Consider the following 11640-nt stretch of genomic DNA (forward strand, 5'->3'; position numbering starts at 1 on the left):
CATTGGTACAGCAATTACGAGAGCCTTCTTCAACTTCTTTAATAACCCTCTCGATCACGATACATTAGTAAATTACGTAAACAAATCTGAAACGGTCACACATGGTAAAGCATCTGGTTTAGATGCTCTAACAGTTATTTCAAACGCACCAGTCAATTCAGCAAAAAGGACCCTGTCGATTACTTTACTTTCAAAACAGATGGATTCTTAGTCATCGCTGATTCAGGTGTTAAAGGTAAAACCAAAGAAACTGTTTCTGACGTAAAAAAAATGTATGACAAAGATCCCAACGAAATTGGTAATATTCTCAAGCAACTGGGTCAATGTACTAAAAAAACCAGTCTAGAATTGAGCGGCAATCGTTTAAAAGAATTAGGCAAACTTTTAGTGAAGCAATAATTTACTATCGCGATTAAATCTCGCAATTCCTAAGACAGACAAGTTAATTGAATCAGCCAACAATGCCGAAGCTCTTGGCAGTAAGATCACCGGTGGCGGTCGTGGCGGATGTATTATTAGTCTGGCCAGAAACTTGACGAACGCGGAAATGATTCAAAAGGCACTGATTAAATCAGGTGCTGAACAAACATGGCTTCAACCACTTTCTATTTATGCGGAGGAATCAGATGGTGACTAAAACAGCTCGAGCTTATACAAATATTGCATTAATTAAGTACTGGGGAAAAAAGAATAAACAACTTAAGCTGCCCTATACTAACAGTCTTTCTTTGACATTAGATCGTTTTTATACTGATACTAAGTCTGAAATAATCGATAGTGACAAAGACCAGATCCGTCTTAACAACGAGTTATTAGATGATGCTCATAGTCAACGGATCGTTAAGTACTTAGACTTTGCTAGAAAATATTTTGATTTTAACGAACATTTTATTGTTGAAACAGTCAATCATGTCCCGACCTCTGCCGGATTTGCTTCGTCAGCATCTGGTTTTGCGGCTCTAGCTGCCTCATTGAACCAAACTATGAAATTAAATTTGAGTGATAGAGAATTGTCGATTCTGGCTAGAAATGGCTCTGGATCAGCTTCTCGCTCAATTTATGGTGGCTTTGTCGAGTGGATTTCAGGCACAAGCAATGACACTTCTTATGCCGTACCTATTGATGAACACCCCGATATTGATTTATCATTATTATCTGTTGTCATCAATCAAGATGCTAAAAAGGTTTCTAGCACTAATGGAATGGAAAGTAGCGTAAAAACCTCCCCTTTTTATGATAATTGGGTTACACTAGTGTCTTCGGAGATACACGAAATTAAGCAAGCAATTGCTCAAAAAGATGTTCAAAAAATCGGTGAGTTATCAGAACACAATGCCATGAGTATGCACGCATTGACACTTTCGGCTGATCCATCATTTACGTACTTTGCACCAGAGACGATCCAAGTTATACAACTTGTAAAATCTCTGCGCAATCAAGGTGTCTTCGCCTACGTAACCATTGATGCTGGGCCAAATGTAAAAATTATTTGTACTAAAGAATCAACTCCAGTTGTCCAAAAGTACATCAAAGATAACTTGCCCGCTGTCACCACAGTTGTCGCAAACATTGGTAATGGTATACAATACATCTGATATTTATATTGAAAGGTATGATATTTTGTCTACGGGAAAAGCACCTGGAAAATTATATTTAGCAGGAGAATACGCCGTTGTTGAAACTGGCTTCCCTGCTATAATCGCATCAGTAAACCAATATGTGACTGCTCACATAACTAAATCGTTGAATGGTGGAACCATTCAATCAAAGAACCTCAATAAAGAACTTATCCATTGGGACCGGCAAGGAACGGAACTTGTTTTTGACGATACTGAAAGTCAACTTCAATACATCTTGGCGGCCATTAATTTTGTCGAAAAATATGCACTCGAAAAAAACGTTAAGCTCGCTTACTACGACCTATTAGTAACTAGTGAACTTGACTCAAAAGATGGTAAAAAGTATGGCCTCGGTTCATCAGCTGCCGTTACAGTGGCGGTTGTTAAAACCCTTGGTGACTTCTACCATCTCGATTTGTCTGCCATGGATGTCTATAAACTGTCAGCTATCGCCCACCTGTCCGTTCAAGGCAATGGTAGCCTTGGAGACATTGCTGCAAGTGCCTTTGGTGGCATCGTAGCGTACAAATCACCTGATCGTAACTGGGTCTTCAACATGATCAAAAATCACAGTTTAACTAAATTATTAGAATTGAACTGGCCTGAATTAAAGATTGAAACACTAACATTGCCAAGTGACCTAGAATTAACTGTCGGTTGGACAGGAAGTCCTGCTTCAACATCAATTCTAGTTGATCGTATTGCCTTGACTAAGGCTCAAAAGGTTGATAAATATCAAACTTTTTGAAGTCTAGCCGACAAAACGTTGAAAACTTAATCGAGGGCTTCCGTAACAGTAATTCAGAAATGATCAAAGAAATGATCAGTAAGTATCGCACCCTCTTAGCTGACCTGGCTGAGTTCAGTGATGTTCATATCGAAACAGAGATGCTGACACAGTTGTGTGACATTGCCGAAAAACTTGGTGGTGCTGCTAAAACATCCGGTGCCGGTGGCGGAGATTGTGGAATTGTCATCAGTGATCACAACCTCAAACTAGAAAAATTAAAACAAGAATGGGAAAAAGTTGGAATTACTCCCCTATCCTTAAAAATTGGAGAAATAATCGCTAATGCCTAAACAGGACGAACAAATTCAACGTAAAGTTGAACATTTATTTTTGGCAGAAAAGTATTTTACTGATGAATCATATGCTGACTTCGATAGCATAAGATTACTTCATGATGCTGTACCCGAATTGAATTATCGTGATATTGATTTGAGTACTGACATTTTGGGGAATAAATTCAGTCTTCCATTTTATTTCAATGCAATCACAGGCGGATCTAAACAATCCGCCCGTTTTAATATGAACTTAGCTCAACTTGCTAAAAAATTGGATATCCCTGTATCAAGTGGTTCAATGGGCGTTTATTTACGCATACCTGAAACAAAAGATACGTTCACACCATTGCGCGAATACAATCCCGACGGCTTCGTTATCGCTAATGTGTCCGCAAAAGCTAATGCTGCACAAGCACAACAAGCAATCGACTTACTTCACGCCAATGCCTTGCAAGTTCATTTGAATGTCATTCAAGAACTGGCTATGCCTGAAGGCGACAAATCATTTTTCTGGTTAGATAACATTAAAGAAATCGTTGAAAAGATCAACGTTCCAGTTGTCGTTAAGGAAGTTGGCTTCGGTATTTCAAAAGATACTATGCAAAAGTTGATCGATGTCGGTGTGAAGTATATTGATATTTCTGGTTTCGGTGGTACTGACTTTGCTCAGATCGAATCCGCAAGAAACCACGAGATCGATTTAACTTACTTGGATCAATTCTCAATGTCGACTGTCGAATCATTGATCGAAGCACAGCCTCATATGGACAATGTAACGATTTTTGCCTCTGGTGGTATTCGAACACCAATGGACGTTGTCAAAGCTCTTAGAATGGGTGCTAGTGCTGTTGGTATGTCTGGACTAGTGTTACATCATCTGCAAAAGTATTCTCTTGCTGAAGCCACATTGTTTTTTGAAAGCTTTGCTAAACAAATTCAGATTATTATGGCACTACTTGGTGCCAAGAATATCGATGAAATCAAAAAAGCTCCCATCATTTTTGATGAGAACTTAGTTAATTACGCTAAACAAAGAAAGATTGAATTACCTTCTTAACCCCTTTGGATAAACGTTTTTGATTTGATTGTTACTGTATCTGCCCCAGCTGAATAGCTTGTCTTGATAACTCAGACCGATCCATTTGTTGTCAAACTCAGGTTTGTCGGTTAAGATGATCGATTCACCATACATGTAAGTTTCAAATTGATCATCATTTAATTTATAGATAGCTTTTAACTTAGTAGGTTCGATTGCCAATATCCATGCGATATCAGGCTCGAACCTATTTTTTTTGAATTCGCCGAGTTTCAATCCATTGCGCAATACATGTAATGACTTGAAACGGTTATCCAAGCTAGCTGCTTGATACAAGAAGTCACTGACCTTGAACCAATTATTCTCAGCAAGATCTATCAAGTTAGCTTTAGCAAACTTATCCAGCAATTTGACTTCTTCTTTACCAATACCAGTTGAAACGTTTTTCTCACGATTCTTAGCGGCTGCTCCAGACTTAGTCATCTTGCACATGAAATGTCCTTCACCTTCGAATTCATCAGGAAACATTCTCAATGCCTTGGTCAATTCTTGATTGTCATTCCCCCACTCTGGTTTGCCATCTTCCATACCAGGGTATTTTTTGATTTCAGACAGCGACATCTCTTCATGCTGACTCAAAAAGTGATCTATATTCTCTTCATTCTCTTCTGGTGAGAATGTACAAGTCGAATAAACCAAGGTACCACCCGGCTTCAATAAATTGAACGCTGAGTCAAGGATATGTCGCTGACGGTTAGCACATTGTTCGACATAATCTAATGACCAATACTTAACCGACTCAGGATCCTTACGAAACATCCCTTCACCAGAGCATGGAGCATCGACTAATATACGATCAAAATAACCTTCGAATTTTTTTTCAAAATCCTTTGGCGAATTATTGGTGACCACCGCATTAGTAATACCCATTCTTTCGATGTTAGACGAAAGAATACGTGCACGCTTGTTGTTTATTTCATTGGTGACCAAAAGTCCTTGTGAGTCCATTTTGGTAGCAATATAAGTTGATTTACTTCCAGGTGCCGCGCAGAGATCCAAAACCTTGTCAGTCTTTTGTGGATCCAACACTTCCGCAACATACATTGCACTTGGTTCTTGACTGTACAAATATCCGGCTTGATGATCGATCGAATTACCGTCAATATCACCATAGTAGCCAACATCGCTGTACGGAATAGGTTCACTCAGATCAACATTAACGTTCTTATAATTTGGTTTTAAAGGATTGATACGAAAAGAATTACGACTGTCTGTCTCAATTGCTGCGAAAAACTTATCCGCACGCTCACCCATTAATTTACGATATTTATCTTTAAAATCTGTACTTAACTCAACGTTCATAAATCTGTTACTCCACCTTTTTTACAAAGAATATTTGATATAAACCAATTAACACGGCAATCAATACCGAACTAGTCATGAACATGTTGAATGTATGATGACTAATAATTACGATGCGCCAACTGACGAATGCATAACCGATCGCATATGGGACCAATGTATAAATTAAATATCTCAACAATAGTCCATTACGATAGTTATTCTTCAGATCACCGGTTAAATGCGATCTCGTCAAATCAAAACGTAATGGTACCAAGATATAGAATTCCATTGCAATCGCTAAAGCAAATAGCAAAATAATTCCGACCATATACAATTCGCCATTATTATTGGTTTGTACACTACTGAAGTCATCGCTCTGAGGACTGTATTTGTACGATCCAGTCACATGCAGTGTTTTCTTAATCGTTGAATAGCTTTCCTTAGAGTTCAATGCTCGACCATCCAAGACGGCTATCACACCAGATAACTTGGTTTTTATCTGTGGCTGATTTGGTGAAAGTGAAACTAATGTTTGACTATTCAAAATATCAGCACCATTGAATCCGATATTACCAATAACTGAGACATAACGTTTGCCAACTTTAATGTACTCCTGACTCTGCGGCTTGTAGCTTTCAATATCAGAATTTTTTCCTTGAACGCAAAGGGAATCTGTGATGAAAAGTCACTCTGCGAGAAGTATCTTCCTGAGGTTACAGGAATCTTATTGGCTTTTTTATGACTATATATGTAGCCAAAATCACTATTATCTTTATCAAAAAAGATAATTTGATAACTGGACAACTTTTGCTTATCCAAATCTTTAACAGCAGTAACCAAAGACTTCTTGGAGTGTGTCTTCAAGACAACAGCACCATCGCTCATACCAAGTCGATTCATTGTATTGTTATATTTGATGGAATCACTCTTAGAGATCGATACGCCAGTCAATAGAACCACTATCAAAATAATGATACTAGAAATAATTTTTTTCATTAATACTCACCCATATTTACACGTTTTGTATCTGATATCTTATTTTACACTACTAGCATAAAAAACACTCAGTCATTTTGGTGACCGAGTGTTCCTGTTATTTTATCAAATAAACTGCATCATGTACTAAATCATATCGAGAATATATTTGGTTCAACTTATCAATTGCGGCTGAATCAACGTATTCAGCATTATCCCAGAATTCTTTACTGTTAGTTGCACCATACTTTTCACCAATACAGATCAGCATCAAACCATACTTACGAATTCTCTTTAGGACTTCATAATCAATATCATCCCGATCAGGACTCCAAGCGAGTACAACGTAGTCAACATCGGCTTGGTACTTGTCAATTGCAGCTAAGGCATCCAAACTTTCAGTCTCAACTAACGGCTCATGTCCAGTTTTGCTTTGCTTTGACCAACTCTTATCATCAGTACAGATAGATTGTTTGCCTAATGACTGCAGCTCTTTTGAGATGTACCCATTGCCTGCCATGATTTCCAAATACTTGGCATCACCCAATTCATCTGACCAAACTTTCATAAAGTCCTTAGTGATAGTTGCCCAATATCCAAATCGTGTTTGGAGATAAGTTCTGAATTCACCTAAGTCATGGTCAAATGTGTTGAGATCAGCGGACATTGATTGAAAAGCAATCTCATCCAAGCTAATGTTGTGCTCCATGTAATAGCTGATTTCTTTCTCATTCAATTGAAATTGAGGAAAGTGGTATTTGGGAACATCCCCTGCTTCGAGTGCCTGGCAGGCATGTTCCATAAAATTAATTCTGGCATCAAAAACTTCACCATGTGGTAAAGCCTTTGTGTCGTCACGTAAATTCTCGATATATGTCATATTATCTTCCTCAAGTTAAAAGTTTATTTATTAATGGAATCCTGCTCAAGAACCAAATCAGTACCAGAGAAAAAATCGTAGCAATGCCAAAGACTGATATAAAATCACTATCATGAACAAACTCCTGAGCAATTCTAATACCGATTCCATGAACTAAGTAGACTCCATATGCTAACGGTGCTATATATGCTAATATTCTAGACTCTTTATGAGAAGCGGTGCCACCAATTTGCTTAAAAAAACAAAAAATTAAAGCTTGCAAGAATTGGTGTCAAGATTGCCGGTGCGTATCCAATAATAGGAATATCAATATTTTTGTATTCATAATTTAAATAATTTATAAATATCATTATTACCAATATAAAGAAACTGAATAAAACATTATTAAGCGGTGTGATTGGATCCTTCTTTACTAAAGATAATCGATAACCAAGTAAAAAATACCCTAAGGATTTGGACAAAAACATTAGGCTGCCCATTTCGTATACATCTAGCATTCTTCCGTACGGATTAGGTAACGCATGTGATAATGTTGGTATTAAAAAGTTCGTTACTAACCATAAAATAATTGCATAATCTAAAATTTTCAAATCAATATGATCAATCATCGACTTGAGTATTGGTGACAATAAGTAAAATCCAATCAACGGATACATGAACCAATATGCTTCTAATGTCGGCTTATGAATAATCATTCTCATGGACTTACCGACAACATTCCAGTCCAACTTGGAGTCCATCAACTGGAAAAATATCATGGTGATCAATGACCAGAGTATAAAAGGTACAACAACTCTAATCAAGCGATGCTTAAACAAATAACCAACACTGGCCGTTTTATAACTATTTAATATAGTAGCCCCACTAAGCATGAAGAAAAGCGGTACGGCTGGGGTTACGATGCAGATCATCAAACTTGCCAAATTCCAATTTTCAGTCGTTGGCATTTTGGCTAAAGCATTTGCCGTTGCGTGATTCATAACAACGCCTAACATGGCAACCACTCTAATTAGATCCCAGTAAGTGATTCGGCTTCGCAAAAGTTTCCACCTCCTATTACAAAAATATGACTTTTTTAATTATACAATATGTTTGCTAGACAATTTGTTAAAAAATCATCTGAAAACTACACATTTATTTCCAATAATTCTGAAAAAGTGTAATATTCTAGTTAGTACATGTATGAGGTGAATTATGAATAGAAATAATACAAGACGAAAGCCGGAACAAGAAGAAAGCGGCTGGAAGTTTTGGCTGCAGACCATTGCTTTGACGGTCGCGATTTATGCAGTGTTTTTCCTATTGATGCAGTTTGTGTTTTCAAATGATAAGGTTTCAGGACCATCAATGCAACCGACGTTTGAAAATGGCGAAAAATTAATCGCCGTTCGACACACTAACTTGCAACGTGGGGATGTCGTTGTACTAAAAGCACCTGATGAACCTGGTTCTTTTTATATTAAGAGAATCATCGGTCTGCCTGGCGATACTGTTACTTCAAAGAATAACAAGATGTACGTTAACGGTAAGAAACTTGATGAGAGTTTCCTAGATGCTGGTTCTAAGAAAAAAGAACCTGATACAAGTATCTATGCTGGTCGAGCATACAGTTATACATACAACTTCACTTTGAGCCAATTAGCCAAGACCGCTCCTGAGTGGCAACAGAGATACAGCACTTCTACTTTGAATAAGATCAAAGAAACAAACAAAGTACCTGCTGGTTCTTACTTCGTCATGGGAGATCACAGAACTGTTTCCAAAGATAGTCGTATTATTGGCTTTATCAACAAAAAAGCAATCGTTGGTGAAGTTAAGTGGCGTTACTGGCCAATCACTAGATGGTCAACATTTTAAAAAATATACTCAATAAATTAAGTCTTAAATGATATGATGGACTTATCGGAGGTTATTTATTTATGGACAAACCAAGTATAGCTGAATCAATTATTCAATTTGAACGTAGCAAGGATATGAATGACACTCAATTTGCTTTTGAAAGTCACCTATCGGTTGAGCGAATTCATAATCTCAAATCTGGTGATTACGAAGCCACAGCAGATGAGAAGAAAATCATCTTAGAATATATTAAATTGCATCAATAAAATTTCATCTATAACGAGTCTTCGGACTCGTTATTTTTTTGGCTTTTTTCAGTTGCCTGTTATTCATTTGATTACATGTGTATCGTTGAACTACGCTCCTCAAAAGATGGATCACCATCTTGTAATGAACTTTTAGTAAACCTGTTTATTAGGGCGTTACGATCTTTTTAGCATATTCAAGCTTATGATATAAAATGAATTACTAGTAAAATTACCTATATAATATTACTATAGGTAATATATAGTAAATATAGTTTCACATATTATTACTAATACGATTATTACGGGGTACTTAAATATGCTTTTAGGCAAAATCATTCAGGATCAACGTAAAAAACTAAATCTCAGTCAGGCAGAATTAGCCGACGGAATTTGCACTCAAGCCATCATCAGTAAGATAGAAAATCAAAATATCTCACCTTCAACTACGGTACTTATTTCTATATGTCAAAAGTTACATCTCACTTTGGATAATGTCTTCTCTGAGTTTGCATCTTTGCCATCCAGCAATTTATACTTGGATAAATTCCAAGTAATGGATCAAGCTATTCAGGACAAAAAAATGGATATCGTTAATGAGACAATAACCGAAATAAAAGAAAGTGCCCTTCCCTCTTTGGAAAAAGCACATCTACATTTTTTATTGGCATTAATTTCAAAATCAAATCAAGATTACGATGAGGCTGTTTTTCAACTGAACTATTCATTAGAAATACTTCAGAACCGTAAAACATTCTGGGGAACTGTTTTATATTCAGAATTAGGGACTGTTTACTTGGATAAAAATCAAAGTGTTAAAACCGAATATTATTATGATTTAACATATTCAAATATCAATAGTCTTGTAATAAATTCAAGTAATGAATTCTATTACTATCGATCGATGATCACCAAAATGGCCTCTTGGTATACTGACAATAAAAATTATGAACGCAGTAATTATCTAATTAAAATTGGGTTGCATAAGTTTGACAAATATTTTACTGGTAAGTTCACTGATGTTTTATACTTTAACGCCGCTCAAAATGCACTCAGCAGCAATCCCATCGATTACAATCGACTCAGTCATGCATTAACCACTTCAATTGCCTTCGCAGACTACAATGACAATCAACCATTGCTTGATAAAATAAAGCTACTGATGAGTCATCACAATATAAACGAGTTAAAAATTAAACCCTGATTGTCTTACCGAATTGATTATCCACTCCCAGAAGATCATACGGACTCAGATAACGTGTTTTCATAATAATGTCGATAATTACCTCTTTATTTTCTGGCTTATCCTTAAACAGCCAAAATTTCATTGTATCAAGTATTCCTGACACCACTATCTCATAAGCATAGTCATTTGGAATTTGATCGACCATCTTGTCATTTCCCTTTGTCAAATACAATCCATGATTGACCACCTGATACAGGACATCTTTAACGCGGCTCTCAAACGTCGTTCCGCTACTCTTCATCAAGACTTTGATCAACTCGAACTCAGAATCAATGTATCCGATAATCGTATCTATCACAGGGTACGGCTTAACACCCTGACTGACATCCTGATACTTCATAGTTGAATCCAAATTATTATTTAATTGGTCACTTAATTCATTTAAAATTACATCTTCAAAATGTTTTTCTAATGCGTATTTATCTTCATAGTGAGCATAGAAAGTACTACGATTTATTTTTGCTTTTGTAGTGATATCAATTACAGTTAAATGTTCAAACCCCTTAGCCTTCATTAATTCGATGAAGGCTTTTTTTATTTTCTCATCAGTCTTGGTTAATCTTTCCATAAGTTTTCTCCTCACTAATACAACACATAGTTGTTTATTGATGGCTGTTATAATACTGCATATAACTTAGTATCTTCACTAATCGACACATTGTCTATTTAAGGAGATTATAACATGTCATACATTGAAGTTAAACACAGTTCTAAAATTTACAACAACAATAATACTAAGTTTTACGCTAACAACAACGTCAGTTTAATCTAAACAAAGGTGAATTAACAGTTATTGTTGGAGCATCTGGTGCTGGTAAATCCACTCTATTAAATATATTGGGAGGTATGGATTCCAATTCAGAAGGTCAAGTAATCGTTAATGGGCGTGACATCTCTAACTATAACGATAAACAAATGACTACCTATAGACGTAAAGGAGTGGGCTTTGTCTTTCAATTTTATAATCTAATTCCTAATCTAACTGCGTTAGAAAACGTTGAGCTTGCTGAACAAATCGTTCCTAACGGATTAGATCCGATTGGTACCATGCACAGTGTTGGATTAGGGGACCGTCTCAACAACTTTCCTGCTGAACTATCAGGTGGAGAACAACAGCGTGTATCAATAGCAAGAGCCATCGCCAAAAAACCTGATCTATTGCTCTGTGATGAACCTACAGGAGCTTTGGATTATAAAACTGGTAAGAATATTCTGCAGCTGCTACAAAACTTTTGTCATAGTACCAGGAAAAATGTCATCATCGTTACCCACAATGGAATGATCAAACCAATGGCTGATCACATAATTGAAATTGGTGACGGTAAAGTAAAACTCGATCAAATTAATCCAAATCCAACACCTGTGGAATATATCGAATGGTAGGCAATAAT

Annotated in this window: 12 protein-coding genes and 3 pseudogenes; 9 read left to right on the top strand and 6 right to left on the bottom strand. The window is 36.6% G+C overall.

The features are described 5' to 3' along the window. The 5 genes and pseudogenes from JCM14932_RS17170 to fni all read left to right on the top strand — a co-directional run. Window positions 1-211, top strand: a pseudogene (locus tag JCM14932_RS17170) (hypothetical protein); the annotation flags it as partial. A gap of 213 nt (window positions 212-424) precedes the next feature. Then, window positions 425-637 carry a hypothetical protein gene (locus JCM14932_RS17175; protein ID WP_268870367.1) on the top strand — a complete coding sequence of 71 codons (213 nt, stop codon included), beginning with the start codon at window positions 425-427 and terminating at the stop codon, window positions 635-637. Continuing rightward, window positions 630-1595 carry a diphosphomevalonate decarboxylase gene (gene mvaD / locus JCM14932_RS08210; RefSeq protein ID WP_025024451.1) on the top strand — a complete coding sequence of 322 codons (966 nt, stop codon included), beginning with the start codon at window positions 630-632 and terminating at the stop codon, window positions 1593-1595. Before JCM14932_RS17175 ends, mvaD begins: the two co-directional genes overlap by 8 nt. Window positions 1596-1620: 25 nt before the next feature. Then, window positions 1621-2699: pseudogene (locus JCM14932_RS15025) on the top strand (phosphomevalonate kinase). Continuing rightward, window positions 2692-3741 (top strand): type 2 isopentenyl-diphosphate Delta-isomerase, encoded by a 1050-nt coding sequence (gene fni, locus JCM14932_RS08220; RefSeq protein WP_025024452.1) that lies wholly within the window; start codon window positions 2692-2694, stop codon window positions 3739-3741. The pseudogene JCM14932_RS15025 and the gene fni overlap by 8 nt, the downstream one beginning before the upstream one ends. Here fni and JCM14932_RS08225 read toward each other — a convergent pair. From JCM14932_RS08225 to JCM14932_RS08240, 5 genes are all read right to left on the bottom strand, one after another. Further along, window positions 3730-5082, bottom strand: coding sequence for an RsmF rRNA methyltransferase first C-terminal domain-containing protein (locus JCM14932_RS08225; RefSeq protein WP_025024453.1), 1353 nt, complete (start codon window positions 5080-5082; stop codon window positions 3730-3732). The two genes, fni and JCM14932_RS08225, sit on opposite strands and share 12 nt — an antisense overlap. A 7-nt stretch (window positions 5083-5089) precedes the next feature. Beyond that, complete coding sequence (locus tag JCM14932_RS17180) at window positions 5090-5608, bottom strand: hypothetical protein (RefSeq protein WP_235700569.1); 519 nt, start codon at window positions 5606-5608, stop codon at window positions 5090-5092. Next, the gene (locus JCM14932_RS17185) at window positions 5605-6060 is read right to left on the bottom strand and encodes a hypothetical protein (RefSeq protein ID WP_235700570.1); all 456 of its coding nucleotides are present in this window, start codon (window positions 6058-6060) and stop codon (window positions 5605-5607) included. Before JCM14932_RS17185 ends, JCM14932_RS17180 begins: the two co-directional genes overlap by 4 nt. A gap of 97 nt (window positions 6061-6157) precedes the next feature. Further along, window positions 6158-6919 (bottom strand): hypothetical protein, encoded by a 762-nt coding sequence (locus tag JCM14932_RS08235; protein ID WP_025024454.1) that lies wholly within the window; start codon window positions 6917-6919, stop codon window positions 6158-6160. A gap of 233 nt (window positions 6920-7152) precedes the next feature. Continuing rightward, complete coding sequence (locus JCM14932_RS08240; protein WP_025024455.1) at window positions 7153-7959, bottom strand: acyltransferase; 807 nt, start codon at window positions 7957-7959, stop codon at window positions 7153-7155. A 154-nt stretch (window positions 7960-8113) separates the two neighbouring features. Between JCM14932_RS08240 and lepB the strand changes: the two genes are divergently transcribed. The 3 genes from lepB (at window position 8114) to JCM14932_RS08255 (ending at window position 10207) form a co-directional block, all read left to right on the top strand. Continuing rightward, window positions 8114-8776, top strand: coding sequence for a signal peptidase I (gene lepB, locus JCM14932_RS08245; protein WP_025024456.1), 663 nt, complete (start codon window positions 8114-8116; stop codon window positions 8774-8776). 62 nt (window positions 8777-8838) lie between these two features. Beyond that, a complete protein-coding gene (locus JCM14932_RS08250) occupies window positions 8839-9024 on the top strand; it encodes an LBP_cg2779 family protein (RefSeq protein ID WP_025024457.1) in 186 nt (61 codons plus the stop codon). A gap of 298 nt (window positions 9025-9322) precedes the next feature. Then, complete coding sequence (locus tag JCM14932_RS08255; RefSeq protein WP_025024458.1) at window positions 9323-10207, top strand: helix-turn-helix domain-containing protein; 885 nt, start codon at window positions 9323-9325, stop codon at window positions 10205-10207. On the opposite strand, the gene JCM14932_RS08260 is transcribed toward JCM14932_RS08255, so the two are convergent. After that, entirely contained in the window at window positions 10197-10817 is a 621-nt protein-coding gene (locus JCM14932_RS08260) for a TetR/AcrR family transcriptional regulator (RefSeq protein ID WP_025024459.1), read from the bottom strand. The two genes, JCM14932_RS08255 and JCM14932_RS08260, sit on opposite strands and share 11 nt — an antisense overlap. 114 nt (window positions 10818-10931) lie before the next feature. Between JCM14932_RS08260 and JCM14932_RS15035 the strand changes: the two are divergent. Then, window positions 10932-11632: pseudogene (locus JCM14932_RS15035) on the top strand (ABC transporter ATP-binding protein). Window positions 11633-11640 lie beyond the last annotated feature (8 nt).

The sequence above is a fragment of the Companilactobacillus nodensis DSM 19682 = JCM 14932 = NBRC 107160 genome (assembly GCF_000615905.1).
GTDB lineage: Bacteria > Bacillota > Bacilli > Lactobacillales > Lactobacillaceae > Companilactobacillus > Companilactobacillus nodensis.